The organism is Corynebacterium jeikeium, from assembly GCA_003955985.1.
In the GTDB taxonomy this organism is placed as follows: domain Bacteria; phylum Actinomycetota; class Actinomycetes; order Mycobacteriales; family Mycobacteriaceae; genus Corynebacterium; species Corynebacterium jeikeium_D.
Map to the genome: position 1 here is coordinate 2,137,902 of CP033784.1, position 15,845 is coordinate 2,153,746.

Here is a 15,845-nt window from a genome sequence, read left to right on the forward strand (position 1 = left end):
GACGAGCGCAGCGCCGCCTACTATCCTGAGAAGATATGACCACCGATTCACCCGCGCCTGTGCCCGCACAGCAGCCTCACGCAGCACGGTCTGAGTCTTCCTCACCATCGCTTGACGACGGCCAGGAGAACGCATCCTCACCGAGCATGCTGCAACGTGTTCGCGCCGCTATCCCGCCTGTTTCCATCCTGGTACTGACGGCGGTATTCCTCTTCGCCGGGTGGTTCACGCTCTTCGGTCCTATCAATGTTCTGGCGTGGCGTGGTGGCACGTTCCCCCGCACCGAGGCAGACCGCCCTTACTATCAGCAGGCTCTGAAGGATGTTGCGCGCTATCAGTACGAGGAGCAGCCCTCCCCTGAGGTTTACTTCGGCCTGGCGTGTGGCGCTACTGATGACGACATCCGCAGCGTTATCCCCAAGGTCGGCGAGCACCCGAATTCAGACGCAGACCCAACTGCTGATGCAGATGCCGTCGCCGCCGCTGCTGCCACCAGGCCGGGTTCTGCACCCACAGCTGCGAACCAGACCGCGAAGCTGAATCCAAACCTTGACGCATTCGGCAACACGGTCGACTGCTCCGGTTCCTGGACTGCGCCATTCTTGTCATTCCTGCTCGCGTCCGCGGGTGTTCCGGTCTTTGATACGCCCGAGGATTCGGCTGCCGCAGCCGAGAACCCATGGCTGGTTACGGATGTCGAACAGCTCATGGATGCCTACAAGGCACATGATGCTTTCGTCACCGACAAGGACTTCTCTCCTCAGGTGGGTGACATCATTTTCTACCGCTACCCCGCAGGCCTTGGGGTGCACGCCAACATGGTTGTCGCGGTTCAGGGTGACTGGGTCACCATCGGTGGCGATGAGCTTGGCAAGGTCGGTCTAGCTAGCATGACCCTGCGCAACCGAGGTGGCATCGTGGGCTACGGTGCCACGGGCTACTTCGAGCAGGCACCGCTGGACGCCACCAAATAGCCAAGTTTAAATAGGCAAGTTTTCCTCGATGAGGTCGCGCAGAGCATCGTCGTCAGGCGAGACCTTGGAGCGGAAACGGCCGATGACCTCACCCTCGGGCGAGACAACGAACTTTTCGAAGTTCCACTTCACATCCCCAGCCTCGCCGTCGGCGTCCGGGGTTTCCTTCAACAGCTTGTACAGTGGGTGCGCGCCATGGCCGTTGACCTTCGTCTTTTGGAAGAGCGGGAAGGTAACGCCGAATTCGCGCTGGCAGAACTGCTTGATTTCCTCGGCGTTGCCGGGCTCTTGCCCACCGAACTGATTGCAGGGGAAGCCGAGGACGAAGAAGCCACGGGGTGCGAATTCGTCGAAAAGTCCTTGCAGATCGTCGTACTGATCCGTGAAACCGCACTCCGAGGCGGTGTTGACGATAAGCAGAACGTGGCCTGCCCAGTCATTCATCGTTGCTTCGTTGCCGTCGATGGTGGTCACTGGGATGTCGAAGAGATTGCTCATAAACCCCACACTAGGGCAGTCCCCCGATAGCCGTCAGAGGTAGCGACTAGCCGACCTGCTCCATGCCTTCAAAGAGCTCGCGGCCCAGCGGCACCGAAGAGTGGTTGACCGGCTGCGCACCCCCATCGACCGCCTGGTCAATGATGCCGACAACATCCTGGCGCAGCTTGTGCTCCCGCAGTTTCGAAGCGTTAACGGAGATGCGCACCGCGCGGCCCTTCTCCAGCGAGCGCTGCACCGAGGAGCGCACCGCACGGCGCCACCAACCGGCGCCGCCGAAGCCCTCGCCGATAGCCAGCACGCGAGTCGGATCAACAGCACCAGTGGTCAGGTCGCGGACACCATTTCGGTCCGCTGCCACTCGGAAGCCCAGCTCCGGCAGCACGTTCATGGTCTCGGGCGACATGGTCCACTTCGGTGGTGCAAAGACGTCCGTCTCAAAACCCATCGCACGCATCTGGCGCGTTGCGGCGGTCAGGCGCAAACGCGCTTCATGTTCGCTTAACGACGCAAATTCCGCGCCTCGGCCTCGAACTGACTGATCGAACCCCGCGAGAACAATCTCGATGCCGTCATCGCTACGACGGCGGAGCCAATCCAGCACCGCCGGAGCTTCCCGCAACGACCAGTTTTTACCCGCATGCGGCGCTACCAGCAGAGACGGTGTAATACCGCGCTGTTCCATCGCTGCCACGAAACGAGCGACGTCGAGCAATGTGCCATCGCGCAAACCCGACACCGACACCAAAAGCGGCGAACCGACCACACCACCGTCAACAGTTACGAGCTCTTTGCCCGCTGGACGAATGACCTGGTCGGTCGTCCGAATCTGTTCTTGCACCCCACTGCCTGCCATGGATTCAACAAAAACAGGCGTATGTAAATTTTTGGTAACGGAGAGGACAAGGCTTGGAGAATACTCAGAAGCCTTTCAAATAAGAGTTCAAAAAGCGCCATCGCAGCACATCAATGTGCGTCTGCAGCGCGGATTATCCCCAATGCACAACCTCATCGAGAGCCAGTCCCTTGCGCCAACCGAACTTCTCCAAGTCACGCTCCTCGGCCAGGTGCGTTACTGGACCAATGCACAGCCAGGCCACCGGGCGCACGGGTGCCTCGACACCGACAAAGTCAGCCAGGAAATCCTCATGGTAGAAACTGACCCAGCCGACGCCGAGCCCCTCTGCCGTAGCAGCCAGCCACAGATTCTGAATAGCCAGCGCGACTGACATGAGGCCGGTGTCATCGACGGTGTCGCGGCCGAGAATGTTCTTGCCGCCACGGGTCGGGTCATAGGTGACGACGATGCCCGTTCCCGAGTCCACGATTCCTTCAATCTGAATCGGATTGAAGGTCTCACGCCGCTCGCCTTCGAGCTTGGCCGCGAATTCAGCGCGACGTCCGGCTACGTGGTCGGCAAACTGCTGCAGGCGGTCCGGATTCTGAATGATATGAAAGTCCCACGGTTGGGACAGCCCCACCGACGGGGCTGCATGGGCCGCCGCCAACACGCGCATCAATCGCTCCCTGTCCACCACTTCTCCGGCGAATTCGCGGCGCACATCCCGCCGCCGAAAAAGGGTGTGGTAGACGGCCAACTGATCGTCGGAAAGCGAATCGGTGTCAAAACCCTGCGCGGACAGCAGCGTGCGCATATCCATGCCGTTACTCCACCGCACCAGCAGTGTGGACAATCCAGGCGTACTCGAAGGCAGTCTGACGCCAGCGTTCGTAACGACCGGAAACACCACCATGACCTGCGGACATCTCGGTCTTGAGCAGGAACTGCCCCGGCTGACCTCCGACAACCTCGCGCAGCTTGGCGATCCACTTTGCCGGCTCCACGTAGAGCACGCGGGTGTCGTTCAAACTAGTAATCGCGAGAATCTTCGGGTACTTCGCATCGGCCGAGATGTTCTCGTACGGCGCGTAGGAGGCCATGTAGTCGTAGACCTCCGGGTCGTGGTAGGGATCGCCCCACTCATCCCACTCCACCACGGTCAGCGGCAGCTCTGGCATCAGCATGGATGTCAGGCAGTCGACAAACGGGACCACGGCCTGAATGCCCGCGAACCTATCGCCAGCAATGTTCGCGACCACGCCCATCAGCATGCCGCCCGCCGAACCGCCGAGTGCTACCAGCTGCTCGCGTGTGGTCCACCCAGAATCCAGCAGGTAGTCAGCGACGGCGACGAAGTCAGTGAATGTGTTCTTCTTCGTGGTTGCGCGACCGTTCTCCCACCAGCCGCGGCCCATTTCGCCACCACCGCGGACGTGTGCAATGACAAAAATCATCCCACGATCCAGCAGCGACAGTCGCGCGATGGAAAAGCCAGGATCCATCGAGGCTTCATAGGAACCGTAGCCGTAGAGCAGCGTCGGATTCGGCTTGCTCAGGTCCAGGTCCGCGCGGTGGATAATCGATACCGGAATCTGGGCACCGTCGGCTGCACTCACCCATTCACGCTTGGCGACGTAATCACCGCGATTAAACTTCCCGCGAATCTTCTGCTCCTTGAGCAGCACCCGCTTGCCCGAGGCAATATCAATCTGCCAAAGCTGCGACGGCGTGGTGAAGGAGCCGTAAGCGTAGCGCAACACCGGGGTGTCCCATTCAGCATTGCCGGTAGTGCCTGCAGAGTAGAGCTCTTCGTCGAAGTCGAGCTCGACGAAGTTCACAGCGGACGCTGGCACTGGAGCAGCAGCATGGCTTGTATCAGAGGCATCACCAGCGGAGCCAGCACCATCCTCATCCTGACCCAATACCGCCAGCGCCACACGGCCAATACCGCCACGACGGTAACCAAACGCGATGTGCCCAGCGAAGCAGTCGACGCCCTCAACGCGGACGTCATCGCGGTGCGGAACCAGCTCAGTGAGATCCGAAATGCTGTCGAAAGACCCCGCCGGCACCATGGCCAGTGCGAAGTTCGAACCAGTCATATTGTGTGTAATCAGCCACATATCCCGGCCGCTAATGACGGCGTGATCGATGTCGTATTCAACACCGGCCTCACGCGGGCGCACGCAGGTGAACTCACCGGTCGGGTCACTGGCGTCCAGGTACCAAACCTCGGAAGTAATCTTCGAGGAGCTCTCAATAATCAGGTACTTTTCGCTGCGTACCGTACCGACTCCGACCCAGTAGGCCTCATCGGGCTCATGGAAGACACAGACGTCATCCTCGGTGGAGGTGCCCACGCGGTGACGCCACACGGAATCCGGCCGCCAGGCTTCGTCGACCTTCTGATAGAAGATCCATTCCGAGCTAACCCAGGTAGCACCTGCGGCGATGCCCGCAATTTCGTCGTCAAGCAGTTCGCCCGTGCGCAAATCCTTTACGCGCAGCGTGTAGCGCTCGTCGCCTGTGACATCGGTGGAGTAGGCCAGCAGATTGCCGTCCGCCGAGACGCTCGCTGCGCCGAGGGCGAAGAAGTCGTGGCCTTCGGCCAGCTCGTTGGCATCCAGGATGACCTGTTCTCCTGGTGCCGGGGAGTCGTCCGCAATGGTCGGCGGAGTCCACGCGGCAAGACCGTCACCGGCCTCCACACGCACGCGACAGCTCATCCCGTAGGACTTGCCCTCCTGCGTGCGTGAGTAGTACCACCAGCCATTAAGGCGAGTTGGGACCGACATGTCGGTCTCCTGCACGCGCGACTTGATCTCCTTAAAAATCGCGTCCGCGGTGCCATCAAGATTGGAGGTAAAAGCCTCCGTATAGGCATTTTCAGCCTCTAGGTATTTGATAACCTCGGGGTTTTCCTTATCGCGGAGCCACTCGAAGTTATCGGTGAAGTCCCTTCCGTGGAAGGACCGAGTCACCGGCTTCCGTTGTGCACGGGGTGCGGGCAAATCTTTTTTTGCAGGCTTGCCGACGGATGCCGAGTCCAAGGTCACTTCGCTCACGCAGGTTCTCCAATCCAGTCCGAGAAGCGGCGGCCCGACAGTCGTTCGTAGGCCTCGACGTACCGCTCGCGAGTTGCTTCCACAACACTACCCGGCAGCGCCGGCGGCGGAGTGCCCTCGTCCTTCTTCCAGCCGGACTTGGAGCAGGTCAGCCAGTTTCGGACGTACTGCTTGTCGAAGCTCGGGTTAACCGAACCCTCCTGGTAGGAGTCGGCTGGCCAGTAGCGGGAGGAGTCCGGGGTGAGAACCTCGTCGGCCAGCACCAGGTTGCCGTCGGCATCGAGGCCGAACTCGAACTTGGTGTCAGCCAGGATGATGCCGCGCTCTGCAGCAAGTTCAGCCGCCTGGGTGTAGATACGCAGGGTGGCATCGCGCAATTCTTCGGCACGCTTCTGGCCCAGGGACTCCACAACGGCGTCGAAGGAGACATTTTCGTCGTGCTCGCCCAGCTCCGCCTTGGTGGCCGGGGTGAAGATTGGCTCTGGCAGCTTGGAGCCCTCGACGAGCCCTTCAGGCAGCTCAATGCCACAGACAGTGCCGTTTTCCTTGTACTCGACGAGACCCGAGCCGGTTAGGTAGCCACGTGCGACACACTCGAATGGCAGCATGTCCAGCTTCTTGCACACCAACGCTCGGCCGAGGCACTCCTCCGGAATGCGCTCATCGTCGGCCGGACCGGCCATATGGTTCGGGAAGTCGATCTCGTCGAAGAAGAACACGCTCATCGCGGTGAGCACCCGACCCTTGTCAGGAATCGGGGTCTCCAGAATGTGGTCGAAGGCAGAAATACGGTCACTGACCACAAGCAGTAGAGTCTCAGGGTCAATCTCGTAGATTTCCCGGACCTTGCCCGCGGAAAGATGGTTATACGAGGAAAGTTCAGGTCGCATGGCGATAAAGTCTAAACCCCTATACGCCTTTGCACTCTATTGATACCTCCGGCCGCCACCCCAACTAGTGGGGATTGACGCAATTACCGTCGTCAAGCGGGAAAAATTTTGCGATTTCGGAGTGCTGTCTGCCGAACTTTTCACAGATAAATGACAGCGTTTACCCCTACCCTCCCCCACTCGGTAGATGACTGGGCAAAAATATTTCTAAAAACGTGACAGAAAACACCGATACCAGTATTGTCTAAATTTAGTAATTCACGTCACACTTCAAGGATTTTGAAGGGAACAATCACATGGCAGCTCAGGCCAACAATAACTCTCTGCGCCGCGCAGTCGTCGTCGGCGGTAACCGCATTCCGTTCGCTCGTTCTAATAAGGAATACGCTAACGAGTCGAACCAGGACATGCTGACCGCTGCAATCGACGGTCTCGTCGCCCGCTTCGGTATCGGCGGCGAACGCCTCGGTGCAGTCTCCGCCGGCGCTGTGCTGAAGCACTCCCGTGACTTTAACCTCACCCGTGAGTGTGTCCTCGGCTCCGCACTGGCGCCGGACACCCCGGCTTTCGACATTCAGATGGCATGTGCCACCGGCATGGAGGCCCTCAACTCTGTCTCCAACATGATTAAGCTGGGTCAGATTGACTCCGCTATCGCCGGCGGTGTGGACACCACCTCCGACGCTCCTATTGCTGTCAACGACCGTCTGCGCAAGATCCTGCTGGAGGCCAGCCGCCAGAAGTCCACTCTGGACATGGCAAAGGTCTTCCTGAAGGCTCGTCCGTCCGACCTGGCTCCGGACACTCCGTCGACCGGCGAGCCGCGCACTGGCCTGTCCATGGGTGAGCACCAGGCCATCACCACCGCCAAGTGGGGCGTTACCCGAGCTGAGCAGGATGAGCTCGCCGCCGCTTCCCACCAAAACATGGCAAACGCTTACGACGAGGGCTTCTTCACTGACCTCGTCACCCCGTACAAGGGCGTTTCCCGTGACACCAACATGCGCCCGGACTCCACCCCGGAGAAGCTGGCCAAGCTCAAGCCGGTCTTCGGCCGCGGCCTGGAAGCAGAGCCGACCATGACCGCCGGTAACTCCACTCCGCTTACCGACGGCGCCTCTGCCGTCCTCGTCTCCACCCCGGAGTGGGCCGCTGAGCGCGGTCTGCCGGTGCTTGCCGACGTCGTCGATTCCGAGGCAGCCGCAGTTGACTTTGTCCACGGCGACGAGGGTCTGCTGATGGCTCCGGCTTACGCCACCCCGCGCCTGCTGGCCCGCAACGGCTGGACCTTCGACGACTTCGACTTCTTCGAGATCCACGAGGCTTTCGCCGGCACCGTCCTGTCCACCATGAAGGCATGGGAGGACGAGGAGTTCTGCCGCACCAAGCTTGGGCTGGAAGGCCCGCTGGGCTCCATCCCGCGCGAGAAGCTCAACGTCAAGGGCTCTTCCCTGGCAGCCGGCCACCCATTCGCCGCTACCGGCGGCCGCATTGTGGCAGCCCTCGCCAAGATGCTGCGCCAGAAGGCAGACGAGACCGGCAAGACCACTCGCGGCCTGATCTCCGTCTGTGCCGCGGGCGGCCAGGGTGTTGTCGCAGTTCTCGAGGCTCGCGTCTAAAAGCGCACCACCGATAAAGACACTTTTACTTTCAAGGAGAATTTTCCATGACCGATAAGTACCAGGAACTCGTCAACGGTGGTCCGCTCACTGGACTGGCTAAAGCCGCTGGCCTGCCACAGCCACCGTTCCTGCGCCGCCACAAGCCGGGCGGTCCGCTGCTGAACAACGACAAGGTGCTCGTCACCGGCGAGGGTGCAGATGCAGACGCAGTTGCAGCTCAGCTGACAGAGTGGGGCCTGCAAGTTCGTCGTGGCAACGCCGCTGACGACAAGATTGGTGCCATTGTCCTCGTCGCCACCGAGGCTAAGCGCCCGTCAGAGCTGCAGGGCCCAGTGCTCGCTGCTGCAAAGCACATGCGCAAGCTGGACAAGGGTGGCCGCATCGTCACCGTCTCCCGCGCCAAGGATGCTCACCACAACGCAACTCCGGCCGAGATTGCTGAGAACGCTGTCGCCGGTGGTATCGAGGGCCTGATTCGCTCCCTCGGCCACGAGGTTCGTGGCGGCTCCACCGCTAACGGCATCCTCGTTGCTCCGGGTGTCTCGGTCACCGCCCCGTCCGTGATTTCCTCCCTGCACTTCTTCCTCTCCGGCCGCTCGGCCTTCATCGACGGCCAGTTCCTCCGCGTCACCTCCGACGCTGGTGAGATTCCGGCCGACTGGGATAAGCCGCTGGCTGGCAAGGTTGCCGCTGTCACCGGTTCCGCCCGTGGTATCGGCGCCGCTATCGCTCGTCAGCTCAAGGCTGACGGCGCAGAGGTCATCGTCATCGACGTTCCGCAGGCTGGCGAGGCGCTGTCCAAGGTTGCCAACGAGCTCGGTGGCCTGGCTCTGCAGCAGGACATCACTGCCGACGACGCCGGCAACGCCATTGCCGATGCTGCTGTGGCCCGCTACGGCCGCCTGGACATCGTCATCCACAACGCAGGTATCACCCGCGACAAGATGTTCGCCAACATGGACGACGCCAAGTGGGGCTCGGTCATCGCCGTCAACATCGAGGCTCAGCTGAAGATGAACGAGCAGCTGCTGAACCACAAGGCCTTCGAGAAGGCTCCGCGTATTGCCACCATGGCTTCCACCTCCGGTATCGCAGGTAACCGCGGTCAGACCAACTACGCCACCTCCAAGGCCGGTGTTATCGCAATGGTCGAGGCTTACGCTGAGGAGTTCGCTAAGCGCGGCGGCAACATCAACGCTGTTGCTCCGGGCTTCATCGAGACCGACATGACCGCTGCCATTCCGTTCGTCAATCGCCAGGTTGCTCGACGCGTGAACTCGCTGCAGCAGGGTGGCCAGCCGGGCGATGTCGCCCAGGCAATCGCCTTCCTGGTCTCCGACCGCGCGCTCGGTGTCAATGGCCACGTCCTGCGCGTCTGTGGTCAGAACATCGTCGGCGCCTAAGCGAAGCCACGGCTTCCGCATAGGCTCCCGATAAGGAGGAAAGAGGAAAACTTATGGCTAAGACCCTGGACGCCATTCCCAATCTGGTTCCGCTCTACGCCAAGGCAGCCGCTGGTTCGACAAAGAAGCGCCCGAACTCCACCGAAATCAAGGTCGATGAACTAGCGGTCAAGGGTGTCACTGTCGATGCCGACCGCGACCAGGACTTCCGCGACGTCGTTGGCGCCCCGAAGTCTGAGCAAGCGTTCTTCGGCCACATCCACGCCCTAATCATGCCCATTCAGATGGAGCTAATGGCTGCGGACGATTTCCCGCTGCCGATGATGGGCCTGGTCCACACCGAGAACACCTACCGCGAAATCTCGCCTGTCACACTCGGTGGCAAGGTTGATATCGCGGTGAAGGTTGCCGCATTCCGCGCTCACCGCTCGGGCACTGAGGTTGTTCTGGAGTCGACTGTTACATCGTCCACATCCGGCGCCACCTTGGTCGAGGAGCAGTCGGTGTACCTGGCCAAGGGCGTTCGCCTAAAGGAGGCGGAGGGCTTCGAAGAGGTCCAGGCACAGCGTGAGGCCATCAAGTCCGGCGCCGAGACCATCAAGCGCGAGCAGTTCAAGGTCCCCTTCCCCACTGCCCAGTGGAAGCTGGCTGGCAACACCGGCCGCAAGTGGGCCAAGGTTTCCGGTGACTGGAACCCGATTCACATCACCTCTGTCTCCGCGAAGGCTCTGGGCATGCCAGCAGCGATTGCACACGGCATGTACACCGCCTCCCGCGCACTGGCTGAGGCACAGGTTCTGCCGGGTCAGTCGTACGAGTTCCAGATTTCCTTCGGTGCGCCGGTCGTTCTGCCGACCACCATCAACGTCGCACTCACCCACACCGGTGACGGTGCAGGTGCTGCTCACAACCTGACTGATAGCAGCTCCAACATCGGCCGTGCAGTCAACATCGTCGCGTGGGATCGCAAGAAGAAGCGTCCGCACTTCACCGGAAGTGTTCGCCCGCTGAAGTAGTTGACGCGAAAGCGCTGTAGAAAACGCCGCGTTTTGGAAAACCAGTCTCCTCATCGACTGGGTCTTTCCAAGGCGCGGCGTTTTTGTTTTCCCAGTTGTGCTTTTGCCCAGGGCACGACTGGAGCCCCTCCGAGAGACACCGCCTCCTCCCCCCCCCCGGCCGGCAACCCCGCCACTTTCCCGACTTGAAAATCAGCTGCTGGGTTTTTCCGCCGTTAATGCAGAGTCGCGGCTTTACTTCGCAATTGCGTGACTAAGCACTTTTCAACCGCATGTAGGCAACGCCTTGTTGACACCCCATTCACTCCTCTATTCTATGTTCAATCCATTGAACATAGGAGGTAATCGAGTGTCTTCATCATCGAAGACGCCGCTGACTTTCACGGAACTCCCACCGGAGGAGTCACCCCGAATCGTGTACTTCTCCAGTGCTTCTGAAAACACTCACCGGTTCGTCCAAAAGCTGGCTCAACCAGCAGCACGCATCCCGTTACATCCGCGAAAAGACGGAATGATTCGCGTTTGCAGCCCATTTGTCCTGATCACACCGACTTATGGTGGCGGATGTCGGCGCCGCGCGGTACCTAAGCAAGTCATCGCTTTTCTCAACGACGAAACCAACAGGAGTTTCATCCGCGGTGTCATCACCTCGGGCAACACAAATTTCGGCACCGACTTTTGCATAGCCGGAGCCATCATTTCTGCAAAATGCCAGGTTCCGGAGCTATACCACTATGAGCTACTGGGGACAGACCACGATGTGGAAAACGTCAAAGAGGGCCTGGAAAAATTCTGGAGGAGCGCTACTTCTTGAACATCTACAGCTATTCAACTACGCCACCGTCTTTTCGAAAGGACCCAGCTGCCCGCCTTCGGCCAATCAACTGGAACCGAGTGCAAGATGACAAAGATCTCGAAGTGTGGAATCGCCTAACAGCAAATTTTTGGCTGCCCGAAAAAGTTCCGCTGTCCAATGACCTTGCAGACTGGCGACGTCTCACCGATCTAGAACGCGAGCTGACCATGAAGGTCTTCACCGGACTGACCATGCTCGACACAGTCCAGGCGTCTGTCGGGGAGATTTCCCAAATTCAAGATGCCCGCACCGAACATGAAGAGGCCGTCTACACGAATATCGCTTTCATGCAAGCAGTGCATGCAAAGTCTTATTCTTCAGTATTTTCTACGCTATCCAATACCCCTGACATCGACGCTGCCTACCAATGGGCAGTCGCCAATGACATCCTGCAGGCTCGGTCAAAAGCTGTGCTCAAACACTATTACGGCGACGTTCCACTCAAGCGAAAGGCGGCAGCAACGCTTCTTTCGTCCTTCTCGCTCTACGCCGGCTTCTACCTCCCGCTGCACTTCGCATCACGTGGCATCCTGACCAATACCGCCGATATGGTGCGCCTGATTCTGCGTGACAAAGCTGTTCACGGCTATTACTCCGGCTACAAATTCCAGCGAGGCGTAGAAACCTACGACACCGCCACGCAAACGCAGATGAAGGCTTTCGTCTTCGAACTTCTCGATGATCTATACCAGCTCGAACTGAGGTACTCCGAAGCCCTATACCAACCACTCGGGCTCTACGACGACGTTGCCAACTTCATTCGATACAACGCCAACAAAGCGCTCATGAACTTGGGATACCCGCAGCGGTTTAACCATGAAGAGACCGCCTTCAAGCCCGAAATTCTCGCCGCCCTCACCCCGGGGTCAGATGAAAACCACGACTTTTTCTCCGGTTCCGGCTCCGCATATGTCATCGGAAAAGCCGAAGACACCGCAGATGAAGACTGGGATTTCTAAATCCACGTCTTTCCCCATACATCCTAAGAAAGGAACATTCGCATGACTGCACAGATTTCTATCCTGGTAGGAAGCTTGCGTCGAGCCTCCTATGCACGAAAGATTGCACTCAAGGCAGCCACGTACTTCCCCGATGACTTCAAAGTCGACATCGTCGAGATTCGTGACCTCCCTCTCTACAACTTCGACTACGACGACCCCGCAGTGTCCGATATTGCGACTCCCGCGGAATACACCAGTTTCCGGGAAACCATTAAAGCCAGCGATGGCATCCTATTTGTCACCCCAGAAAACAACCGCACAATTCCTGCAGCTCTGAAGAATGCCGTTGACATCGGATCTAAGCCCAACGGTGATGTGGCATGGAAGAACCTGCCCGCGGGAATTATCAGCCACTCCGTCGGCCGTATGGGAGGTTATAGCTCTCAGAAGAACTTGCGACTCGCGCTGTCGTACTTCGACATGCCGATGCTCGGTCAGCCAGAGGTCTTCCTGGGACAATCGCCAACACTCATTGACGAACAAGGAGAATTCACGTCGTCAAGCACTGAGGACTTTGTTCGCGACTACATCAACAGATTTGCAGACCTAGTTCGAGAGCAGAGCCCACGCCACTAACTGAAATCCCCTAATCAGCGCAGCGTTACTGGGGATATCGCCGTATGAAGATTCTTCACTGACTAGGATCAAACGCTGCGTTCTCTGCACGGCTAGGCGCTCGTCGTTAGGCTCATTTTCATGACTGTTTCTATCTCGGCCGTGATCGCGCTTAACGACGACCCCCGCGCCGCTGCGCGGTTTTACGCCGAAGGTTTTCACTCCAACATCAAGCCCAACTCCACCACGCTCACCATCGGCGGGATGGACTTCGAACTCATTGAGAACGGGAACCGCCGATTAACCCCCGCTGTGTCTTTTATGGTGCGATTTGCCCCTGGTCAGGAAAACCAGCTACGCAGACTGTGGGAGCATCTGATGGCGGGTGATGAAACCATCAACGGTGGTGCTACGCTCATGCCCCTGACCAGCTACGATTTCTCGCCGCTCTTTGGCTGGTTGGTCGACGGCAATGGGGTCAACTGGCAACTGATGATTGATTCCTTAACCAGCGGGGCTGCAAGCACGGATGCTGCCGCAAAGACAGCGAATCCCGCCGTTATTCCCTACTTCATGTGGACAGGCGACGAACCACAGGCTGCCGCCGCCACCGAGGTATACAACCGGCTTTTCGGGTCAGGGAATTTCATGACGCTCGACTCGCCGGGCATGCACAATTTCACCTTCGGCGACGGTGTGGCGATGCGCCTCTCCAGCGATTCTGCCGAGGAGGTCGAAAGCGCCTGCCAAGCGCTTGGCCTAACAGGCGCTGAGGTTGCCGAGGGCACGGAAGCCGTCGTCAAGCCTGACCGATTCGGCGTGTACTGGACGCTCTAGCGTTACTTACGGGTCAACGCGATTGTCGCGCCGACGACGACGGCTAACAGAACTGCACCAATAGAGAACCACATCATGTTGGAAGAGCCGTCATCCTCATTTTCTTCGGGGGCCTTCGGATCCTGCTGGCTGCTGGTCGGGGTTTCGCTACTTGGCGACTTGTGCGCGACCTGTTCAAAAGCTGGGCCCGGGATCTTCTCGCCGACCAACTCCGTGGTCAGCTGGTAAGTCACCGGGACGTTTTGAACATCCGCGACATCGTGGGATTTACCGGCGCCCCAACTGTTGTTGAAGAAGACAACGATGTACTGGTCACCATCCAGCCACGCTCTTTCAGCCTCGTAATCACCCGACTTTTCACTATCTTCGCCGATTCGATTGCGGTAGTTAATCCGGGCCGAGTTACCAAATGTTGTCTCTTCGCCGATCTGGTGTTCATTTACCGGACGGTTTTCCTCGCTACCGGCGAGCTGGCGTGCCGAATTCAGCGTCTTGATATCCAGGCCGGAGATCTGTGCAAGCTTGTCCGCTTCTGGGGCGTCAATGAGTTTGACGGCGCCGCGGAGCTGCTGCCCATACTCGGACTTGATCTTGTACACGTGCGTCTCACCAGGAACAATGTCGGCCGTGACGCTGCTGATGTTGTCGGCAGTAAGTTCCGTGGCGTCATCGAACCACGAACCTGGGGTGACCTTCTTAGCCTGATCTGCTTCCGGTGTCGCGGGCGGAGGGTTCAAGCTCTCCTTGTCGGACGGGAACGCCTCCGGCACATCAGTCAGGTTTTCGTTGGCGAAACGCTTGATGGTTACTTCTGCAGGAATGTCCTGACCTTCGAAGGGGCCTCCTTTTCGGGCCACGGAGAACACCATATTGCCCGACTTACAGTCCCCCTCCGCTCCTCCGGGCTGCTTGGTTGTTATCGATGCGAAAAAGGGGCCATTGGAGTCGATGATGCCATTGCCGAAATCATTGGCAAGGAAGCAACTGCTGTCGTCCAAATGCATAGTGAGCGCGAAGTTGCGGACATCTAGGTCCATCAAAGTCGCGCCTGACGACGCTCCCGGCACCGTGGCCGCACTAATTGCAAGCCGCTCTCCCTCAGCGACCGGGACGGAGAAGTACTCAGCACCGTCGCCTTCCTGATTACTGATGCTGCGCTCGGACTCAGGAGTCTTTTCCCGCAGCTTGGTCGAGAACGTTTCCACGTCGGCAGGAACCTGGGTAGCGCTCGTAGGAGCGTCGCCGCCCTGTATCTCTTGCGCGCTGGACTGCGCGGTGCGTGCGGTGCGGGTCGCCAGCGTCTTCATGGACTCAGCCAGCGAATCGGAGTCCTGGGCATCTAGGTACTCGCCGCCTGTGGCCTCAGCAATGCACTCCAGTTCAGCACGTGCGCCCGCATCAACGAGGAAACCAACTGTGTTGATGACCAGATCAACGCCCTGCTGCTTGAGTTCTTTTGCTACCTCGCACACCGGTGGCGGAGCACAGGTGTCCTCACCATCGGAGACCAACACAATCGAACGTTGCCCTTCTTTCGGCAACTCATCGGCCGCCTGACGCAGCGCAGGCCCCATCGGAGTGTGGCCGGAGGCTTGGATCTTTCCTACTTCAGCAGGAATCTTCGCCGAGTTGCCAGCCTGCACGGGCAGCAGCGTGGTGATGTCCTGACAGCCAGCTTCCCGCTCCTCCGGCGAATTGCCGACTTCCGTGCCGTAGACCATGAACCCAATTTCGGAGTCCTCTGACACAGATCCCGCGAACTTACTCGTCGCGTCCTTCGCTGCCTCCATTCGGGTTTGGCCACCCGCGTCGTCGGCAAGCATTGACCCTGAAGCATCCAGGATCACCATGGTTGGCGAGATAGTACTCGCGGCCTCTTGCGCCTGTGCACGCCCTGTTGTGATTCCCGCAAAAGAGCCTACGAGCACCAGCAGCATGGAGATGGTGAGCACGACCGCTGAGAGTTGTCTTCTTCTGATCATGTGGTCGGTTCCTTTTCTTCAAGCGTAAATCTTCAAGCGTAAAAAGAACGTTACATGACAAAAGTATGTCTGATTCTCAAGATAATGACTGGGCAGACCCCAAAAATTACGGGCGCCAAATATGATTACGGGCTGCAAATGTGAAACTGTATGAGTTTATGACACTTTCAGGCAATTTTTCAGGCCATTTTTGTCATAAACGCAGTCAGTAACTTGCATCGCCCTGCCGCCGCTGACATAAACGCAGTCAGTAACTCGCATTGGGATAAGTAGCAAAAGATGCCCACCGGTCGACCCGCCGAACG

Annotated in this window: 14 protein-coding genes; 8 read left to right on the top strand and 6 right to left on the bottom strand. The window is 58.9% G+C overall.

The window, feature by feature from the left end:
- Positions 1–146: 146 nt before the first annotated feature.
- Positions 147–974, top strand: coding sequence for a hypothetical protein (locus EGX79_09485; protein ID AYX82386.1), 828 nt, complete (start codon positions 147–149; stop codon positions 972–974).
- Positions 975–980: 6 nt separating this feature from the next.
- Here EGX79_09485 and EGX79_09490 read toward each other — a convergent pair whose 3' ends face one another.
- The 5 genes from EGX79_09490 to EGX79_09510 all read right to left on the bottom strand — a co-directional run bounded on the left by EGX79_09490 (position 981) and on the right by EGX79_09510 (position 6,268).
- A complete protein-coding gene (locus EGX79_09490; GenBank protein AYX82387.1) occupies positions 981–1,472 on the bottom strand; it encodes a glutathione peroxidase in 492 nt (163 codons plus the stop codon).
- A 46-nt stretch (positions 1,473–1,518) separates the two neighbouring features.
- Positions 1,519–2,313, bottom strand: coding sequence for a DUF2334 domain-containing protein (locus EGX79_09495; GenBank protein ID AYX82787.1), 795 nt, complete (start codon positions 2,311–2,313; stop codon positions 1,519–1,521).
- A 148-nt stretch (positions 2,314–2,461) separates the two neighbouring features.
- Positions 2,462–3,133 (bottom strand): 5,6-dimethylbenzimidazole synthase, encoded by a 672-nt coding sequence (bluB, locus tag EGX79_09500; protein ID AYX82388.1) that lies wholly within the window; start codon positions 3,131–3,133, stop codon positions 2,462–2,464.
- Positions 3,134–3,137: 4 nt separating this feature from the next.
- The gene (locus EGX79_09505) at positions 3,138–5,324 is read right to left on the bottom strand and encodes a S9 family peptidase (GenBank protein ID AYX82788.1); all 2,187 of its coding nucleotides are present in this window, start codon (positions 5,322–5,324) and stop codon (positions 3,138–3,140) included.
- Between the two features lie 50 nt (positions 5,325–5,374).
- Positions 5,375–6,268, bottom strand: a complete 894-nt coding sequence (locus tag EGX79_09510; protein AYX82389.1) for a phosphoribosylaminoimidazolesuccinocarboxamide synthase — start codon at positions 6,266–6,268, stop codon at positions 5,375–5,377.
- Between the two features lie 296 nt (positions 6,269–6,564).
- On the opposite strand from EGX79_09510, the gene EGX79_09515 reads away from it, so the two are divergent.
- From EGX79_09515 to EGX79_09545, 7 genes are all read left to right on the top strand, one after another.
- Entirely contained in the window at positions 6,565–7,887 is a 1,323-nt protein-coding gene (locus EGX79_09515) for an acetyl-CoA C-acetyltransferase (GenBank protein AYX82390.1), read from the top strand.
- 47 nt (positions 7,888–7,934) lie between these two features.
- A complete protein-coding gene (locus EGX79_09520) occupies positions 7,935–9,293 on the top strand; it encodes a 3-oxoacyl-ACP reductase (GenBank protein ID AYX82391.1) in 1,359 nt (452 codons plus the stop codon).
- Positions 9,294–9,346: 53 nt separating this feature from the next.
- Complete coding sequence (locus tag EGX79_09525; protein ID AYX82392.1) at positions 9,347–10,309, top strand: hypothetical protein; 963 nt, start codon at positions 9,347–9,349, stop codon at positions 10,307–10,309.
- A 349-nt stretch (positions 10,310–10,658) separates the two neighbouring features.
- Positions 10,659–11,123: a class Ib ribonucleoside-diphosphate reductase assembly flavoprotein NrdI gene (gene nrdI / locus EGX79_09530; protein AYX82393.1), complete on the top strand. Its 465-nt coding sequence runs from the start codon at positions 10,659–10,661 to the stop codon at positions 11,121–11,123.
- The gene (gene nrdF, locus EGX79_09535) at positions 11,099–12,124 is read left to right on the top strand and encodes a class 1b ribonucleoside-diphosphate reductase subunit beta (GenBank protein ID AYX82394.1); all 1,026 of its coding nucleotides are present in this window, start codon (positions 11,099–11,101) and stop codon (positions 12,122–12,124) included. The genes nrdI and nrdF overlap by 25 nt, the downstream gene beginning before the upstream one ends.
- A 36-nt stretch (positions 12,125–12,160) precedes the next feature.
- Positions 12,161–12,742 (top strand): NAD(P)H-dependent oxidoreductase, encoded by a 582-nt coding sequence (locus EGX79_09540; GenBank protein AYX82395.1) that lies wholly within the window; start codon positions 12,161–12,163, stop codon positions 12,740–12,742.
- 120 nt (positions 12,743–12,862) lie between these two features.
- The gene (locus EGX79_09545; protein ID AYX82396.1) at positions 12,863–13,558 is read left to right on the top strand and encodes a hypothetical protein; all 696 of its coding nucleotides are present in this window, start codon (positions 12,863–12,865) and stop codon (positions 13,556–13,558) included.
- Positions 13,559–13,560: 2 nt separating this feature from the next.
- On the opposite strand, the gene EGX79_09550 is transcribed toward EGX79_09545, so the two are convergent.
- The gene (locus EGX79_09550; protein AYX82397.1) at positions 13,561–15,540 is read right to left on the bottom strand and encodes a VWA domain-containing protein; all 1,980 of its coding nucleotides are present in this window, start codon (positions 15,538–15,540) and stop codon (positions 13,561–13,563) included.
- Between the last annotated feature and the right edge of the window lie 305 nt (positions 15,541–15,845).

Coding starts and splice junctions, on each gene's coding strand:
- EGX79_09510 (AYX82389.1), bottom strand. CDS start 6,268: ATGCGACCTGAACTTTCCTCGTATAACCATCTTTCCGCGGGCAAGGTC.
- EGX79_09515 (AYX82390.1), top strand. CDS start 6,565: ATGGCAGCTCAGGCCAACAATAACTCTCTGCGCCGCGCAGTCGTCGTC.
- EGX79_09490 (AYX82387.1), bottom strand. CDS start 1,472: ATGAGCAATCTCTTCGACATCCCAGTGACCACCATCGACGGCAACGAA.
- EGX79_09525 (AYX82392.1), top strand. CDS start 9,347: ATGGCTAAGACCCTGGACGCCATTCCCAATCTGGTTCCGCTCTACGCC.
- EGX79_09545 (AYX82396.1), top strand. CDS start 12,863: ATGACTGTTTCTATCTCGGCCGTGATCGCGCTTAACGACGACCCCCGC.
- EGX79_09520 (AYX82391.1), top strand. CDS start 7,935: ATGACCGATAAGTACCAGGAACTCGTCAACGGTGGTCCGCTCACTGGA.
- bluB (AYX82388.1), bottom strand. CDS start 3,133: ATGGATATGCGCACGCTGCTGTCCGCGCAGGGTTTTGACACCGATTCG.
- EGX79_09550 (AYX82397.1), bottom strand. CDS start 15,540: ATGATCAGAAGAAGACAACTCTCAGCGGTCGTGCTCACCATCTCCATG.
- EGX79_09485 (AYX82386.1), top strand. CDS start 147: ATGCTGCAACGTGTTCGCGCCGCTATCCCGCCTGTTTCCATCCTGGTA.